Source organism: Vibrio kagoshimensis (assembly GCF_050337535.1).
In the GTDB taxonomy this organism is placed as follows: Bacteria; Pseudomonadota; Gammaproteobacteria; order Enterobacterales; family Vibrionaceae; genus Vibrio; species Vibrio gallaecicus.
The window spans coordinates 1-22,209 of the sequence record NZ_JAKJSZ010000028.1; the positions used below are offsets into that span (position 1 = coordinate 1).

A 22,209-nucleotide genomic window follows, 5' to 3' on the forward strand; every position below is an offset into this window, starting at 1 on the left:
GAGAATAATGGTGCGGTCGGAGAGACTTGAACTCTCACACCTCTCGGCGCCAGAACCTAAATCTGGTGCGTCTACCAATTCCGCCACGACCGCAGCAAAGCTTTTACTCTAGCGAAGAGTATAGTTAAGAAGACTTATGGTTTGTCTAARTAACGTTGTATGGTGGCTACTGCGGGATTCGAACCTGCGACCCCATCATTATGAGTGATGTGCTCTAACCAACTGAGCTAAGTAGCCATCTGAGAGCGAGACAATATAATATAATCTTGCTTTCAATGCCATTATCTTTTGACAGATAATTACACTTAATAATATGGCTGGGCTACCTGGATTCGAACCAGGGAATGCTGGCATCAAAAGCCAGTGCCTTACCGCTTGGCGATAGCCCAACARYGATATCAWYTAAGAYATCTMAATATGGTGCGGTCGGAGAGACTTGAACTCTCACACCTCTCGGCGCCAGAACCTAAATCTGGTGCGTCTACCAATTCCGCCACGACCGCTTTACTTTCCTAAAAACTCTTTGTTGTTAATATACATATGTTTAATAACAAATAAAGTGCTTAGGAAATGGTGGCTACTGCGGGATTCGAACCTGCGACCCCATCATTATGAGTGATGTGCTCTAACCAACTGAGCTAAGTAGCCATTTTTAATTTTCTTGCTCACTTTTAAACGTTGCCGCTTTACTGTGAACGGGGCGCATTATGCGTAGTTGAGTGAAACCCGTCAACTTTTTTTTTGAATAAATCACGAATAAACATCTGTTCGATTCCTTTTTAGTCAAAGAGGCGCATTTGTCATCAGAAACCTATGTTAAAAAGCTGAGTATTGGAAGAGTTAATTTTACCAATTAGGGAGAGTAAAGGGGGATTAAAACAAAAAAAGGTCAACGTAATCGTTGACCTTTTTAGGTATTTATATGAAGGACTATACGTTGAAACGGAAATGCACCACATCACCGTCTTTTACGATGTACTCTTTACCTTCTAAGCGCCATTTACCTGCATCTTTTGCTCCGCTCTCACCGTTAAATTCGATGAAATGATCAAAACCAACAACTTCTGCACGGATGAAGCCTTTTTCGAAGTCTGTGTGAATCTTACCTGCAGCTTGAGGTGCAGTTGCACCTACTGGGATAGTCCAAGCTCGTACTTCTTTTACACCAGCAGTGAAGTAAGTTTGAAGCGTCAGTAATTCGTAGCCTGAGCGGATGACTCGGTTAAGACCTGGCTCTTCAATTCCCATATCTGCAAGGAATTCTTCGCGATCTTCATCATCGAGCTCTGAAAGTTCAGATTCGATTGCAGCACAGACAGCAACAACAACGTTGTTTTCTTTCTCTGCGTATTCACGAACAGCATCTAAGTAAGGGTTGTTTTCAAAACCTTCTTCACTAACATTCGCAATGTACATTGTTGGTTTCAGGGTTAGGAAGTTTAGGTAGTCAATTGCTACTAATTCTTCTTTAGCCAGTTCAACAGTACGAGCCATCCCACCCTCTGTAAAAACAGGTAACAGCTTTTCAAGAACGGTAATTTCAAACTTAGCGTCTTTGTCGCCGCCTTTTGCTTTTTTAGCATTACGCTGAATAGCACGTTCACAACTGTCTAAATCAGCAAGAGCCAGCTCAAGGTTAATTACTTCAATATCTTCTATTGGAGATACTTTGCCAGAAACGTGAACAATGTTTTCATTTTCAAAGCAGCGAACAACGTGACCGATAGCGTCAGTTTCGCGGATGTTTGCTAGGAATTTATTACCTAGACCTTCACCTTTTGAAGCGCCAGCAACAAGACCAGCGATATCCACAAATTCCATTGTTGTAGGAAGGATCTTTTGTGGATTAACAATTTTTGCTAATGCATCTAAACGAAGATCCGGAACTGGAACGATACCTGTATTTGGTTCGATAGTACAAAACGGAAAGTTTGCTGCTTCGATGCCCGCTTTAGTCAGTGCGTTAAACAGAGTTGACTTGCCTACGTTTGGTAGACCAACGATGCCACATTTAAAACCCATGATATAAACCTTATTCTGCTTTGAACGTATGTAAGCGATTTTGTGCTTTTGGTAGACCATCTTTTAATAAGATGTCTAGGCTGCGTACTGATTCGTCAACGACGGCTTCAATACACTCTTGTTCTTTAGTAGGAGCTTTTCCTAATACATAACCTGCAACTTTATCTTTATGCCCAGGGTGACCAATGCCTAACCTGAGACGATAAAATTCTTTATTATTACCCTGTTTACTGATGATATCTTTCAAGCCATTGTGTCCGCCATGACCTCCGCCTTTTTTGAACTTACCAACACCAGGGGGGAGGTCTAGTTCATCGTGGGCAACCATAATTTCTTCAGGTTTTATCTGATAAAACTTAGCAAGAGCAGCAACTGCTTTTCCTGACAAGTTCATGAATGTAGTTGGGATCAGTAAACGAAGATCTTCTCCATGAACCATAATACGACCTGTTAAACCGAAAAACTTAGCCTCATTTTTCAAGGTAACATTATGTACTCGTGCTAATTCTTCAACGACCCAAGCCCCGGCATTATGTCGAGTTTTGGCGTATTCGGGACCTGGATTAGCCAGTCCAACGAGAAGTTTTATTTGTTGGCTCAAGGTAAGGATCTCTCTTGGTATTTCAAAAAGCGCCGTATGATATCACAGTTTATTAAAAAGGTGCGAGCTAGCTTAATAACTCAACAATTCTTTACTGGATAAACAATTTTAATGGTCACTAGGCATAAAAAAAGCACTTCAATAAATGAAGTGCTTAATATTTTTCTCACTGTAAATGTTTAAAACAAAGTGGTGAGGCTTTGATTAGTTAAACATTGCAGAGATTGATTCTTCGTTGCTGATTCGGCGAATCGCTTCAGCAAGCATACGAGAAAGGCTTAGCTCAGTAACTTTACCTGTCGCTGCCATTTCTGGAGAAAGCTTGATTGAATCAGTAACAATAACTTGGTCTAGAACTGAGTTTCGGATGTTTTCTGCAGCAGTTCCAGAGAAAACAGCGTGAGTTGCGTAAGCGAATACACGCTTAGCACCGCGCTCTTTAAGCGCTTCAGCTGCTTTACACAGTGTGCCACCAGTATCGATCATGTCATCAACGATAACGCAGTCACGACCTTCAACATCACCGATTAGGTTCATAACTTCAGAAACGTTTGCACGCGGACGACGCTTATCAACGATAGCGATGTCAACATCACCTAGCGCTTTAGCTGTAGCACGAGCACGTACAACACCACCAAGATCCGGAGAAACCACAACTGGGTTTTCAAGACCACGGTTAGCCATGTCTTCTAGAAGAACTGGAGTGCCGAAAATGTTATCAACAGGTACATCGAAGAAACCTTGGATTTGTTCTGCGTGTAAGTCGATAGTAAGAACGCGGTCAACACCAACGTTAGAAAGGAAATCTGCAACAACTTTTGCAGTGATTGGCACACGAGCAGAACGTACACGACGATCTTGACGGGCATAACCGAAGTAAGGGATTACAGCAGTAATACGGCCAGCAGAAGCACGGCGCATTGCGTCAATCATTACCACCAATTCCATAAGGTTGTCATTGGTTGGTGCACAAGTTGATTGAATCAGGAATACATCACTACCACGAACGTTTTCATTGATTTGTACAGCGACTTCGCCATCAGAAAAACGGTCTACAGTAGCATCGCCAAGAGAGATGTATAGACGATCAGCAATACGTTGGGCTAGTTCAGGTGTTGCGTTACCAGCAAATAGCTTCATATCAGGCACGGTGGAAACCTCGGGTTGCGTCCAGTTTTAAATAGATTGTGGGTGGGCTGATTGGTATTCAGCCAAAGTTTCTTTTAAAGGTGAAGTGTTACGACCTTTGGCAATAAATGCAGAAACAGTGTCAGGTAGTTTTCCTAGAACCGATTCTGCTTCTTTCTTGCTATTAAATTCAGCAAAAACGCATGAACCAGTGCCAGTCAATCTCGACGGCGCGTATTGTAGCAGCCATGAAAGTTGCTTATCAACCTCTGGGTACAGCATTCGCACAATTTTTTCGCAATCGTTTACGTATTCTTCCTCTAGAAGCGTTGATAGCGCTCGCTTTGGTGTATTTCGAGTTAATTCTGAATGTGTGAATATGTCTACAGTTGCTATGCTCACTTGAGGTTTAACTACGAGATACCATTTCTCATCCGGATTAGCGGGTTGAAGCTGCTCTCCAACCCCTTCAGCAAAGGCTGCATTGCCTCGAACGAATACAGGAACGTCAGCACCGAGCTTCAAACCTATTTCTGCTAGTTGATCATCAGATAGTTTAAGTTGCCATAGATAGTTAAGCGCGACTAACACGGTTGCAGCATTCGAAGAACCGCCTCCAATGCCGCCACCCATAGGAAGAACTTTCTCAAGGGAAATATCAGCCCCTAATACCCGAGACCTGCACCCTGGACTATTTTCTTGCTGATGGAACTCTTGAAGGGCTGTTGCCGCTTTCCAAATTAGATTATCTTGAGTTGCCACTCCCGGAATTTCTGGAGTGATGGTAATTTCATTGGATTGGTCATGAGCTGTGATCGATAAATTGTCACCAAATTCTACAAACTGGAAAAGAGTTTGTAGTTCATGGTAGCCATTGGCTCTTCGACCTGTAATGTACAAGAATAAGTTAAGTTTAGCCGGGGATGGCCAATGCGTTGTGCTTAAAATCATTTCGTGAGTGTCCACTTAGAAATAACAATGTTGATCTTGTTGCTGTCTTGCTTGAAAGATAATCGTGATGGTAGTGGGATTGTTGGTAGTTGCTCACTACTATTGAGGTCATCTTGAAGATTATTCTTCGGTAGTGCGATGTCTTGATATTTACTGAAATCTATTGTCCAAGTATCACCATTCACTTGCTTAGTTAGAGAGTCTAATGTGTTAGTGATGGCATTTAATTGGTATGTATCGGCTTGTTCAGGTAGTGCCAGTAACCACTGCGGCAAGTGTTGAACCGGAATCTGAAGCCCAGTTAATTGCTTCACTAAAATAGTGGCATTTTTGTGAGTGAACACTTGGTCGTCATAAGTAACAACTTTTGCACCGTTTTTATCCACTGTTAGATTGAGAGCGGTTTGCCCTAGAAAAGTGGTCAACCTGAGTTGGCTGCTCGATTTAGAGTGTGTCCAAGTGAAATTTAAACTTTGTCTTTGCTCTGGTGAGATATAACCAAGCTTGCCTGAAGCCCGGTAACTTTGAATTTGAGATAGTTGATATGAATGAGCTTGCCATTCTACGCTAGTGGGTTGTTCTGGAGTTGACGTACAACCGACCATCAATAGGGCGATGAAAAAGAGAGAAGTAATTCTATGAAGCTTATCCATTTTGCTCACAACTTATTCAATTTTTTGGGAAAATCACAATTACTATAGCATTGAACTCACGAACTCTGGAAAACAAATCCCGCTTGCTCTTTAAATAGAGCCATGCATCAAGTAAAATTCGCGTCCTAATTTCTAATCCTTGATCGAGAACTTCTGATACATGTCTTTGCTTGCCGTAGGTATCAATCACAATACAGCGTCGGTTGAATTGCGAGAAAAAGTCGCTTTTGGTCCAGATAAACTATCTGGGGCTCTAGAGCAACTTGGCGCAAATGCACACGTAAATGGAAGTGTCATACTTTCAACCTGTAACCGAACTGAAATTTATTGTGACGTTAAAGGCGCTGCGAAAAGTAAGCTGATCGACTGGTTGTCGGTTTTCCATCAAGTGAGCCCTGAAGAATTAAAACCAAGTTTATATATCCATGAAGAACAAGCGGCGATAAAACATCTTATGCGTGTTGCTTGTGGATTAGATTCACTGGTTTTGGGTGAACCTCAAATATTAGGGCAAGTTAAACAGGCCTATTCAGATTCTCGTGAACACAAATCTGTAGACGCAGCTATGGAAAAGCTTTTCCAGAAATCGTTTTCGGTTGCTAAGCGGGTTCGAACTGAAACTGAAATCGGTGGAAGTGCGGTTTCAGTGGCTTATGCAGCTTGTACGCTTGCTAAACATATCTTTGAATCTATTGAAGAGTCGACTGTTTTATTAGTTGGAGCTGGAGAAACGATAGAGCTTGTTGCTAAACACCTTTCTGCAAATGGTTGTACAAAAATGATTGTTGCTAACCGAACTCGCGAACGTGCATTAGGATTAGCTGAAGAGTTTGGAGCGGAAGTCATCAGCTTAAATGAAATTCCAGACCATTTATCTAGAGCCGATATTGTTATTAGTTCAACAGCAAGCCCTTTGCCTATTATCGGTAAAGGCATGGTTGAAACAGCACTTAAACAAAGAAAACATCAACCTATACTTTTAGTCGATATCGCTGTTCCTCGAGATGTAGAGTCTCAAGTTGGTGATCTTAACGATGCCTATCTCTATACTGTGGATGATCTACAGTCAATTGTAGATAGCAATATAGAGCAACGTAAAGTTGAAGCGATTCAGGCTGAAGCAATTGTCAGTGAAGAAAGTGCAGCATTCATGAGCTGGATGCGATCGTTACAAGCGGTAGACAGTATTCGCGAATATCGCCAATCATCAAATGAAATAAAAGAAGAATTACTCAGTAAAAGTTTACAGGCACTTGCCGCAGGCGGTGACCCTGAAAAAGTTTTACTTGAGCTTAGTAATAAGCTCACCAATAAATTGATCCATGCTCCTACGCGTGCGCTACAAAGTGCTGCAGAGCAAGGAGAACCTGCAAAATTAACGGTCATTAGACAGAGTTTGGGCCTTGAAGACCCTCAATAATATTATAGACCTCCAACAAGATAAGAAATTATGAACGCCTCGATTCTAGTAAAGCTTGAAACACTTGTTGAACGTTATGAAGAAGTTCAACACCTGCTTGGTGACCCTGATGTTATTGGGAATCAAGATAAATTCCGTGCTCTTTCTCGTGAGTATTCACAGCTAGAAGAAGTGACTATGTGTTTCCAGGCCTACCAGCAAGCGCAAGAAGATTTAGAAGCTGCTGAAGATATGGCAAATGAAGATGACGCAGAAATGCGTGAAATGGCTCAAGAAGAGATCAAAGAAGCGAAAGAAGCCATTGAGCGTTTGACTGACGATCTACAAATTCTATTGCTGCCAAAAGACCCGAATGATGAGCGTAACTGTTTCTTAGAAATTCGTGCGGGTGCGGGTGGTGATGAAGCCGGTATTTTCGCAGGTAACCTTTTCCGCATGTATTCTAAATTTGCAGAGAAAAAAGGCTGGCGTGTCGAAGTCATGAGCAGTAATGCTTCTGAACAAGGCGGTTACAAAGAAATGATCGCTAAAATTAGTGGCGAAAGTGTATATGGCACCATGAAGTTTGAGTCAGGCGGTCACCGTGTTCAGCGTGTGCCTGAAACTGAATCTCAAGGTCGAGTACATACTTCAGCTTGTACTGTTGCCATCATGCCGGAAATCCCAGAAGCGGATTTACCAGAAATTAAATCAGCAGACCTAAAAATCGATACATTCCGTGCTTCTGGTGCGGGTGGTCAGCACGTTAACACGACGGATTCAGCAATCCGTATTACTCACTTACCAACAGGCACAGTAGTAGAGTGTCAAGATGAGCGTTCTCAACATAAAAACAAAGCGAAAGCGATGGCAGTACTTGCTGCTCGTATCGTTCAAGCTGAAGAAGAACGTCGCGCTGCTGCTATTTCGGATACACGCCGTAACTTACTAGGTTCTGGTGATCGTAGTGACCGTATTCGTACTTATAACTACCCACAAGGTCGAGTATCTGATCACCGTATCAACTTAACACTTTACCGTTTGAATGAAGTATTAGAAGGCGACCTACAAAGCTTGTTAGATCCTGTTCTTCAAGAGCACCAAGCGGATCAGCTCGCTGCACTGGCTGAAAATAACTAAGCATATGTTGTCAACATTTACGGTTGAAAGTGCATTAAAGGCAGCAATCGTACAGCTTCAAGAGGGCGATAATACATCGCCCTCAATTGATGCTGCTGTACTACTTTGCCATGCATTAGATAAGCCACGATCATTCCTACTTACCTGGCCCGAAAAGCACCTCACGTTAGATCAAGAATCTCAATTTTTTGCTTTGTTAAATCGCCGCTTAACGGGTGAACCTGTTGCTTATATTGTGGGTGAGCGTGAATTTTGGTCTTTACCTTTAAAGGTTTCTCCATCGACATTAATCCCTCGCCCAGATACTGAGCGTTTAGTGGAAGTGGCGTTAGATAAAACCCACGGTAAAGATGGCAATATTCTTGATTTGGGAACTGGTACCGGCGCTATAGCACTTGCGCTTGCATCTGAAATGCCCAATAGACAGGTAATCGGCATTGATTTACGCCCTGAAGCTCAGCAACTAGCGACGGAAAATGCGACGAACTTGAGCATTAAGAATGCTGATTTTTATCAAGGTAGTTGGTTCGAACCGCTTGTATCTGAAGGCTCAACAATTATTGGTACAAAGTTTGCTTTAATTGTATCAAATCCGCCATATATCGAAAAAAACGATCCGCACCTTGAGCAAGGCGATGTTCGTTTTGAACCGATAACTGCATTAGTGGCGGAAGAAAAAGGCTTAGCCGATATTAAATATATAGCCAAACATGCCGTTAATTTTCTAGAAAATGATGGCTGGCTGGCATTTGAGCATGGTTATGACCAAGGTCTTGCCGTGAGAGAGATCATGCAAGCATTAGGCTATTTAGACGTGATTACAGAAAAAGACTATGGTGGCAATGATAGGGTCACCTTAGGTCGTTACTTGCCGTAAGGCTAGTTTATAATAAATTGCATACACAATTACTCATTGAGTAAAACTGGAAGTTTTAGAGGGAATCCATGTACGAAGGTTTGAAACATTTTCATTTATTAACAGTTGGTTTGAGTGCTTTACTGTTGTCTGTTCGTTACGCATTGATGATGGCGAATTCTCCTATGCTGAAACACCCTTTCCTGCAGCGTTTTCCACATATTAATGATTCATTATTGCTACTGTCTGGTTTTGGGCTGATTTACATTACTGGGTTTATTCCATTTACTCCTTCGGCGCCTTGGTTAACTGAAAAACTAACCTGCGTAATGGCATTTATTGGTCTTGGATTCTTTGCTTTAAAATTTGGTAAAAACAAGCTAATTAGAACCTTTTCATTCTTTGGTGCTCTAGGTTGGTTAGCTATGGCGGGTAAAATCGCAATCACAAAAACTCCTACCTTTTTTGGTTAATGTCACATGTATGAATTTTTTGATGAAGACCTTGATCAACTAGAGCTTGCTCAAGGTGCTCTTCTATTAAATAAAGCGGTTAACCCAGAAACTCAAGATCATTGGGCTGAACAAGAGCTAATAAGATTATTCAATGAAGCAGAGTTTGCCTTGGTTAATGAGCAAGGTGAACAGCAAAAATTTGAATCGTTCTTACGCTTATTTTTCCATGAGTGGGGTTTTAGCGGCGACAAAGATGCGTATTTCTCATCTGAGAACGCTTTTATAGATAAAGTGTTGGAACGACGTAAAGGCATTCCTGTTAGCTTAGGGGCTATTTTTCTTTTCTTAGCGCGTAAGTTTGGATTTCCCGTGGAAGGTGTTTCATTTCCGACGCAGTTTTTAATAAAAGTAAATTGGTTTGAGCAAGCTCCTGTATACATTAACCCGTTCAATGGTGAATACGTTGGCGTGCAAACGTTAAGTGCCTGGTTAATTGGGCATGATGGTCCTCTGGCTAAGTTGAAGAGTGAGCATTTAGAAAGTGCAGACAACCCAATGGTTATCGGTAAATGGTTAGCGTTGTTAAAAAGTGCTTTATTGCGTGAAGAGCGCTACACGCTGGCTTTAAAATGTACAGATCTTGCACTAACGTTTGTACCAGACGATCCATATGAAATTCGCGATCGTGGTTTTATTTACCAACAGCTCGATTGCCATCAAGTTGCAGCGTCGGATTATCAATACTTTATTGATCAATGCCCTGATGACCCTGCATCTGAATTACTGAAATCTCAAGTGAACGCAATGAATGAAACGTCAGTCATCGTTCACTAATTTATAATTATTTAGAGAGAACAAGATGGAACAGAAAATAGTTCATATTGGCGATATGCCAATCGCAAACGATAAGCCATTTACGCTATTTGCTGGAATGAATGTGCTTGAGTCTCGCGACTTAGCAATGCAAATCTGTGAACATTACGTGAAGGTGACTGAGAAGCTGGGTATCCCTTACGTATTCAAAGCATCTTTTGATAAAGCTAACCGTAGCTCTGTTCATTCATACCGTGGTCCTGGTATGGAAGAAGGTCTGAAAATTTTCCAAGAATTAAAAGACACTTTTGGCGTTAAAATCATTACTGATATTCATACAGAAGCTCAAGCTCAGCCTGTAGCCGATGTTGTGGATGTGATTCAACTTCCTGCTTTCCTTGCTCGCCAAACTGATTTGGTTGAAGCAATGGCAAAAACAGGCGCAGTGATTAACGTAAAGAAACCTCAATTCATGAGCCCAAATCAAGTCGGCAATATTGTTGATAAGTTTGCTGAGTGTGGCAACGACAACATTATTCTTTGTGAGCGTGGTGCTTGCATGGGCTACGACAACCTCGTAGTTGATATGCTTGGATTTGGTGTGATGAAAAAATCATCGAATGGCAGCCCAATTATTTTTGATGTGACTCACGCTCTGCAAATGCGTGACCCATCAGGTGCAGCTTCTGGTGGTCGTCGTGAGCAAACTGTTGAGTTAGCGAAAGCAGGTCTAGCGACAGGAATTGCGGGCCTATTTATCGAGGCGCACCCTAATCCTGATCAAGCTCGTTGTGATGGACCGTCGGCATTACCGTTAGATAAATTAGAACCATTCCTAGCGCAAATGAAAGCGCTGGATGATTTAATTAAAGGTTTCGACCATATCGATATCAAATAGTATCGAACTTGATTAGCCGGCATATCAGCCGGCTTTTTTGTGCCTATAATGTCGAGATGTACTCTGAAACTGTTTATTTATTGAGTCACTTCTCAATAAAAACTAAGTGATGTGAAATCACAGTAAAACGTTTGCCTGTGATCATTTGAATTGAGTCATGCAAAGGTTGGCGTTTGTTGCAGCTTATGAAGGCAATTAAGGTGATCAATTCGACATAAACATGAAATCTTAATGTCTCATTTGGTTTGTTAATTTAAACTAGATCGAGTTTTGCAGGTTTTAAGCGTGTCACAAGTACATGATATGGACCTAAATTTTCAGTAGTGGATCCCACAAAGTTCAAAGGTATGACAATGAAGCAACGCCTTATTCTAAAAACAGCGCTAAGTGCTGCTATTCTTGCCACTCTTTCTGGTTGTGCAACGCAAGCAACTCAAGATTGGAATGAAGACACAACTTACAAATTGACTGTTCTACACACGAATGATAACCATGGTCGTTTTTGGCAGAATAAATATGGCGAGTACGGCATGGCTGCTCGTAAAACGCTAATTGATGAACTTCGTGCAGAAATTCGTGCAGAAGGCGGTAGCGTACTGCTTTTATCTGGTGGTGATGTAAACACTGGTGTTCCTGAGTCTGATCTGCAAGATGCAGAACCTGATTTTAAAGGCATGAACAAGATCGGTTACGATGCAATGGCATTAGGTAACCACGAGTTTGATAACTCTCTTGAAGTGCTTGATAAGCAAATTGATTGGGCTAACTTCCCAATGCTTTCAGCTAACATCTACGATAAAGCCACTGGTGAACGTAAATTCCAAGCTTACGAGATGTTTGAGAAGCAAGGTATCAAGATTGCTGTTATTGGTCTAACGACTGAAGATACAGCAAAAATTGGTAACCCTGAGTTTATTGGAAGCATCGACTTCCGTGACCCGAAAGAAGAAGCAAAAGAGCTGATTGCTGAACTTAAAGAAACTGAAAAGCCAGACCTTATTTTTGCTGTAACGCACATGGGTCACTATGAAAATGGTCAACGTGGTGTAAATGCTCCTGGTGATGTAGCCCTTGCCCGTTACCTAGATGAAGGCTCTCTTGATATGATCGTTGGTGGTCACTCACAAGAACCTGTATGTATGGAAGCTCCAAATGTAATCAGCAAAACATTTAAGCCAGGTGACGAATGTCGTCCTGATGTACAAAATGGTACTTACATCGTTCAAGCTCATGAATGGGGTAAATATGTAGGTCGTGCTGATTACGAGTTCCGTAACGGTGAACTAGAGATGGTAAGTTACGACTTAATCCCTGTTAACCTGAAGAAGAAAGTGAAGGTTGACGGTAAGAAGAAACGTGTTCTTATTGAAGAAGAAATCGCACAAGATGCAGAGCTTCTTGAATTCCTTCGCCCATTCCAAGAGCAAGGTCAAGCACAGCTAGAAGTTAAAATTGCAGACACTAACGGTAAACTTGAAGGTGACCGCAATGTTGTTCGTTTCCAACAGACTAACCTTGGTCGTTTAATTGCAACTGCTCATAAAGAGCGTGCAAAAGCTGACTTCGGCGTGATGAACTCTGGTGGTGTACGTGACTCTATTGAAGGTGGCGAAGTAACATACAAAGATGTACTGACTGTTCAGCCTTTTGCTAATATCCTGACTTACACAGACATGTCTGGTAAAGAAGTATTGGACTACCTCAATGTAGTCGCGACTAAACCAATTGATTCTGGCGCTTACGCTCAATTTTCTGGTATCTCAATGACCGTTGCTAATGGTGAAGTGTCCAATGTATTCATTGGCGGAAAGCAACTACGTCTTGATGAAACTTACCGTTTCACTATCCCAAGCTTCAATGCTGCTGGTGGTGACGGATATCCAAAACTAACAGGTCACCCTGGCTTCGTTAATACTGGTTTTGTGGATGCTGAAGTACTAAAAGAGTACCTAGAAGCAAACAGCCCTGTTGATGTAAATAAGTACGCACCTTCTGGTGAAATGGTTTACAAGTAAATTGATTGAAGAATAGTTTGACTATTACATTTCGATAAATTTAACTAAAGCGATGCTCCGGCATCGCTTTTTTATTGGTGTTACTTTCTCTTTAGCCATGTTTGGTCAGACAGTTTGCTTATTTAGCTGAAGAGACGCGTATACCTTTCTATATTTATCCATTTCATCATAGGTTCAGAATGACTCCGGCGATTAACCTAGCGAAGAAGAAGAAAATTTCTCATAAAGTCCATCAATATGATCATGATCCAAGCCATGATAGTTATGGTTTAGAGGCGGTTGAAGCTCTTGGGCAAGATCCAAAGCGAGTATTTAAAACGTTATTGTTTTGCCTTAATGGTGAGCCAAAGAACTTGGCTGTGGCGGTTATTCCTGTTGATCAGAAACTGAATTTAAAACTTGCAGCAAAAGCTGGTGGCGGGAAAAAAGCAGAAATGGCTAACCCTGATATTGCCCAAAAGACAACAGGGTATGTCGTCGGTGGCATTAGCCCTTTAGGGCAAAAAAAAGCATTACCGACATTTATTCATGAAAGTGCAAAGGAACTTGAAACTATCTGCGTGAGTGCAGGGAAGAGGGGGCTAGAGATTGAACTCACTCCTAACGACTTAGCATCGTTAACCAGAGCTAAGTTTTCTGGCTTATGTCTTTAATTAGCATGTTTGGGGACTGACGGAGTTAAACTAAGAATATACGCGTTATCTATCATTTCTTCTTACCAAAACCAAAACGCCGACCAAGTCATTATGGTCGGCGTTTATAGAAACGAGTATTGAGTAGCGACTCGATTTTATTATTTCTTCAAGCTTAACGTTCCACCAGTGCGCTTTGCAGCAGGCTTATTTGAACTTGATTGATTTGGGCGAGAGTTTGAATTCCATCCTCCCTCTTTCTTACGATTTTGCCCTGAGCTATTTTCATCGCTTGTGCGTGAGCGACCGCGTTTTGAATTTGGAGCATGTCTGAATTCATCCGCATTGTTTCCACGGAAAGTACGTGGGCGGTTCTCTTTTTGATTACGACGCGCGGTTGAAGATTGGTTTTCTTCACGGCTGTCATAAAGCTTAGCATCAGTTGCTTTATTAATATGGCGACCTTTAGCATCTAGTTTTGATGCTTCTTCCGTACTACTTGAATCGCCACACATCGAAAGGATCTCTGTGACTTCATCATCACTCAAATAACGCCACTTACCATTAGGAATGCCGTCTAAAGAAATATTCATAATACGAACACGGCGCAACTTAAATACTTCGTAGCCAAGTGCTTCACACATACGGCGAATTTGGCGATTCAAACCTTGAGTCAAAGTGATACGGAAGGAGAACTTCGTCTCTTTTTCAACATGGCAAGGAAGCGTGATGGTATCTAAAATTGGTACACCGGCTGCCATTTTCTTTAGAAACTCACCAGTGATAGGCTTATCAACACGAACAACATATTCCTTTTCGTGGTTATTACCAGCACGAAGGATCTTATTAACAATGTCGCCATCATTCGTTAGGAAAATCAAGCCATCAGAAGGTTTATCTAAACGTCCAATAGGAAAAATACGTTTATGGTGACCAATAAAATCAACGATATTTCCAGGGATGTCGCGCTCAGTTGTACAAGTAATTCCTGTTGGTTTATTTAAAGCGATATAAACAGGCTTCTCTTTCGAACGTACCGGTTTATTATCGATTTCTACATCATCACCGGGCAATACTTTAGTACCCATTTCAGGGATTTTGCCATTGATAGTGACGCGTCCAGCATCGATAAGTTTGTCAGCCTCACGGCGTGAGCAAAAACCAGTTTCACTAATGAATTTATTGAGGCGTTTAGCTTGGGAATCTTGTGACATGATCTTCTCTTTTAGCGTTTCACAACGGATTTATTTGAAAATAAAAAGCAACTACGAGGTAGTTGCTTAGTGATTACGTGATTTTAGCACCAACACTAGTGTTCAGCATTAACTATCTTTCGGGATACTAGCTAGCTTAAAGGAAACTAAATGTTTTAAAGGTAGCTCACTGGCTTATCAGGTTACTGACTCATACGTTTTTGGTGCTTTTCTCTATTCTCTAGTTTCTTGCTATTGCTTTTTCGGAGCATGACATACACAGCGCCGCTACCGCCATGGAAGGCCTGAGCAGAATGGACACATTGTACATCGTTAATTTGAGTCATCCAGTTAGCGACATAGCTTTTCATCAGTGCGGGTGGATTAGATCGTTCACCTTTCCCATGTACGATTAACACCGTTCGTACATCCATTGCCAAGCATTGACGTAAAAATGAAAGAATGTCATTTCTGGCATCTTTCAGCGTTTTTCTGTGTAGATCTAATTTGGCTTGAATTGGGTACTTTCCTAAGCGTAGCTTTTTGTACACACCGTCTTGTACACCATCTTTTTTATATTCGATGATATCGTCTGGTTTGATCATAGGGCAGTAATCGAGAGACAAATAATCTTGGTCATCATCAGACAGCCACATCGCCGCTTCACGTTTCGCTAGCTGTGCGTCTGTAACGCGATGAACCTTTTGATGCTCAGCGGTATCTTGGTCAATACGCTTTACATCTCCCATCATTTGTTGGAATAAATCTAGATCGTTATCATGAGACATATTGTTCACCTCAAGTCAGCTATGTTGCATGTTGAAGCTATTGTATGAAATAGGGCTAAAAGAGGAAAGTGAATCTAAGAAGTGGAATAAGACAAATAATTATGAATTCAGAGGAAAGTAAAAAACCGGAGGCGACAATAAATATCAACTCCGGTGCTAAGCTAATAATTATCATCCACTCTTACTATGGATGATAAAGGCTTGGCGATTTTAGTGAGGAGTGTCAGTCATAACTTTGTAGATGAAGAAGCCTCCATAAAACATCATAAGACCAAGTGCTCCAAAGATGACTATCATTGATGATAGCCCTACCGCGTTACCAAATAGGAGATCAAGCCAAAAGTCCATGTGTTTACCTCAAAGTTTAAGATGACAAATGTGAGTTTATTCATTGGAGCAATAACCTCCCTGATCTGGATCAATCTTGTTTCATAAGTTAAAGATATGTTTCCTTAGCTGTGTTTTTAATCACATTTTTATTTAATTGTATGAGTTTTGTTCGAATGATTTTTTATTTAAAAAAAACGATGAAAACCGCTTGCGCATAAATTCAGAATCCGTATTATACGCTCCATCGACAGGCAATAAGCCAGTTAGATATCTCGGTGAATAGCGCAGCTTGGTAGCGCATCTGGTTTGGGACCAGAGGGTCGGGGGTTCGAATCCCTCTTCACCGACCATATTAAGAAAAAGGCTCTGCATTTATGCAGAGCCTTTTTCGTATGAGCTAAATAATTTTTTGCTTAAACTAAACAAAGCTTCACTTGTATAAAACAAAGCAGTAACAGCATTAAACTGAGTGGTTTTGATTTTTATGGCTTTAAACTTATATCCATTCAGATGACTCAGGGTGATTTGAAATAGCTTTGATGGGGTTTGTTGGTGTAAAAAAGATTGTTAGCCGTAACGAATTCACTACGGCTGTGTAACCTAGCTATTAATTGATGTAAGCCATTAATAGGTACAAGCCATTTATGAATAAAAGCGATTAATGGACAAAGGCACAAGGTGCTTTTTTACTTGTCGATAATTGCCTAACGGTAAAACCTTTATCTTTTAACAAAAGTATAAGGTTTTGTTCTCCAACCAAGTGAAGAGTGCCTACAACAATTAAATGCCTGCTGTTGCTACCAACTAAGTCATTCCCGTCTAATTGTTTAGCCCAGTCGTGATTGCGTTTAAAAACAAATCGCTCGATCATTTCATCACTCATATCAGAGCTTCCACCCATCTCTTGTAGATTCTGTTTATCGCCAGACTCCCAACTTTCAAATAAACAGTGAGTATTACTCTCAGAATGTTCCCATTCATTTAAACCACTGACCAATAGCTCTTGCCCATCATTTTTAAGCCCGCTAATGAGATCAATTTGAAATTGCATAGGTTCAAGTGACAGAACCGGCTTATTATTCAGTGTTGCCTGTATGCCTAAGTAGTTATCTATCCCGTATTGGTTCTCATAGCCAAGTTGCTGAAAACGTTTTATTTGCACGGTTAATGCGGTTATCCAAGGCGCAGCATTGAGCATTTGTTGACTATTGAGGTTCAACGATTGGCTAATATGCGTAAGCTGTCTTTTTTGTTCAGCTGTCAGAATGCTTTTTGTTGTTATTTGGTTTTTAGGGTAACGAATCTCTGATTCTTTTCTGACATCCGTTTCTAGTATTAAGCCATCACTTGAACTTAAATATTCAGTGACAGCTTTAGGTAATGGGTACATTTCAGAGCTACCCACATGCACAGAACCAAAAATGAGGAATTCTTTATTGTCTTTTTTCGCAGACCAGTAGAGAGGTTCTGCAGAAACGGTGGCAGATAGGTAAGCAATGACACAAAGAAGGTTTGAAAATAAAGCAAGTAGTCGCACGGGGTCATCCTAGTTAATCGAGTTAGATCTCGTCAAAATCTATTTTACCGAGATAGTTTTGACGTTTTTTTTGGGAGTGATTTCACATTCTATTCAGCAAATTTTCAATATGAATTCGACTCTGTAAAATCAACAGTGACTTGTTGAATAAAAAAAGACTACTTCCTTCTTATTTCTTGTGACTTAAATCTCAAAAATTCCGTCAAAATAAAAATAACGGAATGATCGTTAATCGTAACTCAATGATTTTTAATGTTAATTAGTTTTTATATTTTTTACGGTTTGAACTTGATCACTTTTCAATGTTGATTTAATTCACGCTGAAAAATAACACCCTATAGTTTATTCAACTTTGAAACGAACCTTTTACGTTTCACGCTAGATTTAAACTTTTATGGGTAAGTAAATATGTTAAAGAGACATTTAATTGCAGTTTCAGTACTTGCAGGTTTGACGGGATGTGCGGCAACACAAACTTCAGAGCAGCAAGTTGTTAACTCACTCGCCGATAACCTAGATATTCAATATGAAGTTATTACTAACCATGGCGCAACTGAAGGTCTGAAATGTCAGGACTTAGGGGCTGAATGGGCATCTTGTAATAAAGTAAACATGACGTTAGTTAACCAAGGTGAAGCAGTTGATTCGAAAGACTGGGCGATTTACTTCCACAGTATCCGTCTCATATTAGATGTTGATAATGAGCAGTTCAAAATTACTCGTCTGACAGGTGACTTGCATAAGCTAGAACCTACTGAGAAGTTTGATGGTTTTGCCGCAGGTGAAGAAGTGTCTCTTCCTCTTACAAGTGAGTACTGGCAGTTATTTGAAACTGACTTTATGCCAGGGGCTTTTGTTGCATCACCTAACACTGAACCCAAGATGATAGCTTCGTTAAACACTGAAGACACAGCATCGTTTGTTCGTGGTCTAGAAGGCAATAACTTAAAGCGTACTCCTGATGATAATAATGTCATGGCAACAGCAGTAACCCGCTTTGAAAAGAATGAAGATCTAAAATCACTAGATGTGACAACGACTTTACTTCCAACCCCTATGTCTGTTGAGGTAGGTAAAGGGTCTGTAAGTATTGCTGATGGTATTGCCCTGCCAGAAGCTATCTTTAGCGAAGAGCAGTTTTCAGCCCTTGAAAGCCGTTCTGATGTGGTAGGTGTGAATGTTAGTGGTGATTTACCTGTTGAAATCACTGTTGTTCCTACAGACTTCACTGGTGAGCTTGCTAGAACAGGCGCTTATCAACTAAACATTGAAGCTAATGGCATTGCGATTAAAGCCTTCGATAAAGCCGGTGCGTTTTATGCGGTGCAATCTATCTTTGGTCTGATAGATAGCGATAATGTTGAGTCCCTACCACTTCTTTCTATTAATGATGCCCCTCGCTTTGATTACCGTGGTGTGATGGTGGACGTTGCTCGTAACTTCCACTCAAAAGAAGCCATTCTTGCAACGTTGGATCAAATGGCGGCGTATAAGATGAACAAATTGCACCTTCACTTAACAGATGATGAAGGCTGGCGTTTAGAAATCCCTGATTTACCAGAGTTAACAGACGTTGGTTCAAATCGTTGTTTCGATTTAGATGAGAGAAGCTGCTTACTGCCTCAGCTTGGTTCAGGGCCAACAACTGATAACTTCGGTTCTGGATTCTTTAGCAAAGCAGACTATGTTGAGATTCTAAAATTCGCAAAAGCGCGTGAAATTGAAGTTATTCCAGAAATTGATATGCCAGCTCACGCAAGATCTGCTGTTGTATCGATGGAAGCACGTTACTCTCGCTTGATGGAAGAAGGGAAAGAAACAGAGGCGAGCGAATATCGCTTGATGGATCCACAAGATACTTCGAACGTTACAACGATTCAATTTTACGACAAAAAGAGCTTCATTAACCCTTGTTTAGAATCGTCGACTCGCTTTGTAGACAAAGTCGTGTCTGAAGTAGCGGCTATGCATAATGAAGCTGGCATGCCATTAACGACTTGGCATTTCGGTGGAGATGAAGCGAAAAACATTAAACTTGGTGCTGGTTTCCAAGATCTAGATTCAAAAGAAAAAGTGGCGTGGAAAGGGGACATTGACCTATCTAAACAAGATAAACCTTTTGCACAATCACCTCAGTGTCAAAGCCTAGTGGCAAGTGGTGAAGTGAGCGATTTTGGTCACCTACCTGGTTACTTCGCTCAAGAAGTATCGAAAATTGTCGCAGATAAAGGTATCCCTCACTTCCAAGCTTGGCAAGATGGATTGAAATACGTAGAAGAGGGTGCTGAAGTCTTCGCAACAGAAACAACCCGCGTTAACTTCTGGGATGTTCTTTACTGGGGTGGCACATCATCAGTTTATGATTGGTCTAAGAAGGGATACGACGTTATCGTTTCAAACCCAGACTATGTGTACATGGATATGCCATATGAAGTAGATGCGAAAGAACGAGGCTATTACTGGGCAACTCGCGCAACGGACACTCGTAAAATGTTTGGCTTCGCACCAGAAAACATGCCTCAAAATGCTGAAACATCATTAGACCGTGACGGAAATGGCTTCACCGGTAAAGGTGAAATAGAGGCAAAACCATTCTACGGACTATCAGCACAGCTATGGTCAGAAACGGTTCGTACCGATGAACAATATGAATACATGGTATTCCCACGAGTATTAGCAGCTGCAGAAAGAGCATGGCACAGAGCTGATTGGGAAAATGACTACAAAGTTGGAGTTGAGTACTCTCAAGAGACCAACTTAGTTGACCAAGATGGACTTGATTCAGACTATAACCGCTTTGCTAGCATTCTTGGTCAACGTGAATTAGCTAAATTGGAAAATGCGGGCATTGATTATCGCTTACCTGTACCAGGAGCGAAAATTGAAGACGGAAAACTGGCTATGAACGTTCAGTTCCCAGGTGTTGAACTTCAATATTCTGTTGATGGTGAAAACTGGCTAATTTATGAAGATGAGCAACGCCCAACAGTAAGTGGTGAAGTTTCTATTCGCTCAATTTCGGCAAGTGGAGAAAGAGTAAGTCGAGTGACCACGTTACGTTAATCTGATTTTTTGTAATCGAAGCCTCCCTAGTTAGGGGGGCTTTTTTAGTTTTAAAGACAGAAATATCCCCCATTGCTCTGGCACACTTGGTGACGCTGATCACATTATTCGTGTCAAAAAATAAGACCAAAATAAAAACCTCTAAATCTAATGTGATGTCGAAGAGGAAATAGTTGTAATTGTTATGATTAATCGTGATCTTTATCACTGCGAATTAAGTTTCGTTTTTGTCAGTAAATTTAATAAAACTATTAAGCATTTGATTTTTAACGAGTAAAAAATCTTAGACTTGTTTGGTTGTGATTAAGATCACTAAAGTTACTGTTTTATTTTGTGAGTCAAATTAATTAATGCAAGATGCGTCGCATGCCAAGGAGGCACTAATTAACGAAGTGGTGAAGGTGAATGAATTACCGAAGACATACCGCTACAAATAAAAATTAAGGCAGTTATTATGAAAAAAATTATCGCTCTAAGTGCACTTTCTCTTGCTTTTGCTTCTAGTGCTTTTGCTGGTTCTTCTTACGTAACAGGTAACGTTCAACTTCATTCTGATTTCGATCCATCAGTATCTTCGACTCTAGAAGCTGGTCATACGTTTGACTCTGGTACAACGTTATTGACTGAGTTCGATGGCATCTCTCTAGGTAAATACGATGATGATGCTGTTCAAGACAGCGGCATGGGTAACTCGCCATACATCACTCTAGGTGTAGAGCAGATGTACAATATCAACGACAACCTATGGGTTGCTGCTGGTTACCACCATCTACTAAACAATGGCGAGACAGTACAGTACCGTCCACTTGTTAAGATTGGCTACAACTTCGATAATGGTATTTCTATCAGCAACCGTACTCGTTACCATTCAATGGAAGACAGCAAAGCTGACGACCAAACTCGTTTCGACAACCGTATTGGCTACTCTGTAAATGAAGATTTAGCGGTTAGCTACAACAACGTTTACGTTATGAGTGATGCCAATAACACGATGGATCACGAGCTTCGTGCAACATGGACTCGTCAAGGTGTTCAACCTTACTTTGAATTCCGTAACCAAGCTGATAACGAAAACAATGCATTCGTATTCGGTGCATCTTACGGCTTCTAAGCGGTAGTTTTAACGCTGTAAATTAAAGCACCCAGTTTGCTTTACTGTCCAAAGCAAAGAGCCTAGTCATCTGCCTGATTACAGATTTGACTAGGCTCTTTTTTTCTTTGTAAATTCGACCTATCGACTTTTTTACATTCTACGAGTCAGACTTAATTATTTTGGTTGGTAAAGTCGGTATTCAAACGTTTGTCCACGTTCATTAAATGCATACACTGAGTACTCATCTTTCTGATCACCATACTCCATTCCTGGAGATCCCATTGGCATGCCTGGTACTGCTAAGCCTTTAGCATTACGTGGCGGGTTCTCTAAAAAGGCTTTAATATCTTTTGCGGGAATATGTCCCTCAAATACATACCCATTGATTTCGGCAGTATGACAAGAAGCAAGCTGAGGAGTTACACCCAACTTTTCCTTAATTGGATTCATATTTTCATGTAAACGTTCTTTTACGTGAAACCCTGCTTCTTTCATATGTTCTGTCCACTCAGTACAGCAGCCACAATAAGGTGATTTATGATTAAGAACATCGGTCGCAAATGCCTGTTGAGAAACGACGGCAAGCGCTGCAATTGAAAGAGCTTTAATTTTCATAGTGAGCCTCATTAAAGGTAAATCATG

Annotated in this window: 20 protein-coding genes and 6 tRNA genes; 11 read left to right on the plus strand and 15 right to left on the minus strand. The window is 41.0% G+C overall.

Annotated elements, in window-relative coordinates:
* Positions 1 to 8: 8 nt before the first annotated feature.
* From L4C37_RS20345 to lolB, 10 genes are all read right to left on the minus strand, one after another.
* A tRNA-Leu gene (locus L4C37_RS20345) sits at positions 9 to 93 on the minus strand.
* Positions 94 to 160: 67 nt separating this feature from the next.
* Positions 161 to 237 (minus strand) — tRNA-Met (locus L4C37_RS20350).
* 77 nt (positions 238 to 314) lie between these two features.
* Positions 315 to 389, minus strand: a tRNA-Gln gene (locus L4C37_RS20355).
* Positions 390 to 418: 29 nt separating this feature from the next.
* Positions 419 to 503 (minus strand) — tRNA-Leu (locus tag L4C37_RS20360).
* A gap of 68 nt (positions 504 to 571) precedes the next feature.
* Positions 572 to 648, minus strand: a tRNA-Met gene (locus L4C37_RS20365).
* Positions 649 to 930: 282 nt separating this feature from the next.
* Positions 931 to 2,022 (minus strand): redox-regulated ATPase YchF, encoded by a 1,092-nt coding sequence (gene ychF / locus L4C37_RS20370; protein ID WP_273297509.1) that lies wholly within the window; start codon positions 2,020 to 2,022, stop codon positions 931 to 933.
* Positions 2,023 to 2,032: 10 nt separating this feature from the next.
* Positions 2,033 to 2,623: an aminoacyl-tRNA hydrolase gene (gene pth / locus L4C37_RS20375; RefSeq protein WP_273297510.1), complete on the minus strand. Its 591-nt coding sequence runs from the start codon at positions 2,621 to 2,623 to the stop codon at positions 2,033 to 2,035.
* 204 nt (positions 2,624 to 2,827) lie between these two features.
* On the minus strand, positions 2,828 to 3,772 hold the full coding sequence (locus L4C37_RS20380) for a ribose-phosphate pyrophosphokinase (RefSeq protein WP_012603389.1): 945 nt from the start codon (positions 3,770 to 3,772) through the stop codon (positions 2,828 to 2,830).
* 27 nt (positions 3,773 to 3,799) lie between these two features.
* The gene (gene ispE / locus L4C37_RS20385) at positions 3,800 to 4,702 is read right to left on the minus strand and encodes a 4-(cytidine 5'-diphospho)-2-C-methyl-D-erythritol kinase (RefSeq protein ID WP_429769740.1); all 903 of its coding nucleotides are present in this window, start codon (positions 4,700 to 4,702) and stop codon (positions 3,800 to 3,802) included.
* The gene (gene lolB, locus L4C37_RS20390) at positions 4,699 to 5,355 is read right to left on the minus strand and encodes a lipoprotein insertase outer membrane protein LolB (RefSeq protein WP_429769742.1); all 657 of its coding nucleotides are present in this window, start codon (positions 5,353 to 5,355) and stop codon (positions 4,699 to 4,701) included. Before lolB ends, ispE begins: the two co-directional genes overlap by 4 nt.
* Before the next feature lie 160 nt (positions 5,356 to 5,515).
* On the opposite strand from lolB, the gene hemA reads away from it, so the two are divergent.
* The 8 genes from hemA to ybaK all read left to right on the plus strand — a co-directional run bounded on the left by hemA (position 5,516) and on the right by ybaK (position 13,584).
* Positions 5,516 to 6,775 (plus strand): glutamyl-tRNA reductase, encoded by a 1,260-nt coding sequence (hemA, locus tag L4C37_RS20395; protein WP_137374858.1) that lies wholly within the window; start codon positions 5,516 to 5,518, stop codon positions 6,773 to 6,775.
* A 30-nt stretch (positions 6,776 to 6,805) separates the two neighbouring features.
* A complete protein-coding gene (prfA, locus tag L4C37_RS20400; RefSeq protein ID WP_137374857.1) occupies positions 6,806 to 7,894 on the plus strand; it encodes a peptide chain release factor 1 in 1,089 nt (362 codons plus the stop codon).
* 4 nt (positions 7,895 to 7,898) lie between these two features.
* The gene (gene prmC, locus L4C37_RS20405) at positions 7,899 to 8,771 is read left to right on the plus strand and encodes a peptide chain release factor N(5)-glutamine methyltransferase (protein ID WP_429769745.1); all 873 of its coding nucleotides are present in this window, start codon (positions 7,899 to 7,901) and stop codon (positions 8,769 to 8,771) included.
* A gap of 68 nt (positions 8,772 to 8,839) precedes the next feature.
* Positions 8,840 to 9,223: a SirB2 family protein gene (locus L4C37_RS20410; protein WP_137374855.1), complete on the plus strand. Its 384-nt coding sequence runs from the start codon at positions 8,840 to 8,842 to the stop codon at positions 9,221 to 9,223.
* A gap of 6 nt (positions 9,224 to 9,229) precedes the next feature.
* Positions 9,230 to 10,039, plus strand: a complete 810-nt coding sequence (locus L4C37_RS20415) for a SirB1 family protein (RefSeq protein WP_372265277.1) — start codon at positions 9,230 to 9,232, stop codon at positions 10,037 to 10,039.
* 25 nt (positions 10,040 to 10,064) lie between these two features.
* Entirely contained in the window at positions 10,065 to 10,916 is an 852-nt protein-coding gene (gene kdsA / locus L4C37_RS20420; RefSeq protein WP_137374853.1) for a 3-deoxy-8-phosphooctulonate synthase, read from the plus strand.
* 353 nt (positions 10,917 to 11,269) lie between these two features.
* Positions 11,270 to 12,931 carry a bifunctional UDP-sugar hydrolase/5'-nucleotidase UshA gene (gene ushA / locus L4C37_RS20425; protein ID WP_137374852.1) on the plus strand — a complete coding sequence of 554 codons (1,662 nt, stop codon included), beginning with the start codon at positions 11,270 to 11,272 and terminating at the stop codon, positions 12,929 to 12,931.
* Between the two features lie 179 nt (positions 12,932 to 13,110).
* Complete coding sequence (ybaK, locus tag L4C37_RS20430) at positions 13,111 to 13,584, plus strand: Cys-tRNA(Pro) deacylase (RefSeq protein ID WP_273295982.1); 474 nt, start codon at positions 13,111 to 13,113, stop codon at positions 13,582 to 13,584.
* A gap of 140 nt (positions 13,585 to 13,724) precedes the next feature.
* On the opposite strand, the gene rluF is transcribed toward ybaK, so the two are convergent.
* The 3 genes from rluF to L4C37_RS20445 all read right to left on the minus strand — a co-directional run bounded on the left by rluF (position 13,725) and on the right by L4C37_RS20445 (position 15,892).
* Positions 13,725 to 14,777: a 23S rRNA pseudouridine(2604) synthase RluF gene (gene rluF, locus L4C37_RS20435; protein WP_273295983.1), complete on the minus strand. Its 1,053-nt coding sequence runs from the start codon at positions 14,775 to 14,777 to the stop codon at positions 13,725 to 13,727.
* Between the two features lie 182 nt (positions 14,778 to 14,959).
* Positions 14,960 to 15,544, minus strand: coding sequence for a DNA endonuclease SmrA (gene smrA, locus L4C37_RS20440; protein WP_137374849.1), 585 nt, complete (start codon positions 15,542 to 15,544; stop codon positions 14,960 to 14,962).
* A gap of 210 nt (positions 15,545 to 15,754) precedes the next feature.
* Positions 15,755 to 15,892 carry a DUF3149 domain-containing protein gene (locus L4C37_RS20445; protein ID WP_137374848.1) on the minus strand — a complete coding sequence of 46 codons (138 nt, stop codon included), beginning with the start codon at positions 15,890 to 15,892 and terminating at the stop codon, positions 15,755 to 15,757.
* A 255-nt stretch (positions 15,893 to 16,147) separates the two neighbouring features.
* Here L4C37_RS20445 and L4C37_RS20450 point away from each other — a divergent pair.
* Positions 16,148 to 16,224, plus strand: a tRNA-Pro gene (locus L4C37_RS20450).
* A 308-nt stretch (positions 16,225 to 16,532) separates the two neighbouring features.
* Here L4C37_RS20450 and L4C37_RS20455 read toward each other — a convergent pair.
* On the minus strand, positions 16,533 to 17,411 hold the full coding sequence (locus L4C37_RS20455; protein ID WP_372265268.1) for a TraB/GumN family protein: 879 nt from the start codon (positions 17,409 to 17,411) through the stop codon (positions 16,533 to 16,535).
* Between the two features lie 408 nt (positions 17,412 to 17,819).
* On the opposite strand from L4C37_RS20455, the gene L4C37_RS20460 reads away from it, so the two are divergent.
* Positions 17,820 to 20,474: a beta-N-acetylhexosaminidase gene (locus L4C37_RS20460; RefSeq protein WP_429769750.1), complete on the plus strand. Its 2,655-nt coding sequence runs from the start codon at positions 17,820 to 17,822 to the stop codon at positions 20,472 to 20,474.
* Positions 20,475 to 20,928: 454 nt separating this feature from the next.
* Positions 20,929 to 21,585, plus strand: coding sequence for an oligogalacturonate-specific porin KdgM family protein (locus tag L4C37_RS20465; protein WP_137374845.1), 657 nt, complete (start codon positions 20,929 to 20,931; stop codon positions 21,583 to 21,585).
* A 156-nt stretch (positions 21,586 to 21,741) separates the two neighbouring features.
* Here L4C37_RS20465 and L4C37_RS20470 read toward each other — a convergent pair whose 3' ends face one another.
* Positions 21,742 to 22,194, minus strand: a complete 453-nt coding sequence (locus L4C37_RS20470; protein ID WP_180033746.1) for a DUF411 domain-containing protein — start codon at positions 22,192 to 22,194, stop codon at positions 21,742 to 21,744.
* Positions 22,195 to 22,209: the final 15 nt, after the last annotated feature.

Bases quoted from the DNA above. Each gene is read 5' to 3' on its own strand.
- ispE (WP_429769740.1), bottom strand. From the start codon at position 4,702: ATGATTTTAAGCACAACGCATTGGCCATCCCCGGCTAAACTTAACTTA.
- lolB (WP_429769742.1), bottom strand. From the start codon at position 5,355: ATGGATAAGCTTCATAGAATTACTTCTCTCTTTTTCATCGCCCTATTG.
- ushA (WP_137374852.1), top strand. From the start codon at position 11,270: ATGAAGCAACGCCTTATTCTAAAAACAGCGCTAAGTGCTGCTATTCTT.
- prmC (WP_429769745.1), top strand. From the start codon at position 7,899: ATGTTGTCAACATTTACGGTTGAAAGTGCATTAAAGGCAGCAATCGTA.
- prfA (WP_137374857.1), top strand. From the start codon at position 6,806: ATGAACGCCTCGATTCTAGTAAAGCTTGAAACACTTGTTGAACGTTAT.
- L4C37_RS20470 (WP_180033746.1), bottom strand. From the start codon at position 22,194: ATGAGGCTCACTATGAAAATTAAAGCTCTTTCAATTGCAGCGCTTGCC.
- rluF (WP_273295983.1), bottom strand. From the start codon at position 14,777: ATGTCACAAGATTCCCAAGCTAAACGCCTCAATAAATTCATTAGTGAA.
- hemA (WP_137374858.1), top strand. From the start codon at position 5,516: ATGTCTTTGCTTGCCGTAGGTATCAATCACAATACAGCGTCGGTTGAA.
- L4C37_RS20465 (WP_137374845.1), top strand. From the start codon at position 20,929: ATGAAAAAAATTATCGCTCTAAGTGCACTTTCTCTTGCTTTTGCTTCT.
- smrA (WP_137374849.1), bottom strand. From the start codon at position 15,544: ATGTCTCATGATAACGATCTAGATTTATTCCAACAAATGATGGGAGAT.
- L4C37_RS20415 (WP_372265277.1), top strand. From the start codon at position 9,230: ATGTATGAATTTTTTGATGAAGACCTTGATCAACTAGAGCTTGCTCAA.
- L4C37_RS20445 (WP_137374848.1), bottom strand. From the start codon at position 15,892: ATGGACTTTTGGCTTGATCTCCTATTTGGTAACGCGGTAGGGCTATCA.
- kdsA (WP_137374853.1), top strand. From the start codon at position 10,065: ATGGAACAGAAAATAGTTCATATTGGCGATATGCCAATCGCAAACGAT.
- ychF (WP_273297509.1), bottom strand. From the start codon at position 2,022: ATGGGTTTTAAATGTGGCATCGTTGGTCTACCAAACGTAGGCAAGTCA.
- ybaK (WP_273295982.1), top strand. From the start codon at position 13,111: ATGACTCCGGCGATTAACCTAGCGAAGAAGAAGAAAATTTCTCATAAA.
- L4C37_RS20410 (WP_137374855.1), top strand. From the start codon at position 8,840: ATGTACGAAGGTTTGAAACATTTTCATTTATTAACAGTTGGTTTGAGT.
- L4C37_RS20460 (WP_429769750.1), top strand. From the start codon at position 17,820: ATGTTAAAGAGACATTTAATTGCAGTTTCAGTACTTGCAGGTTTGACG.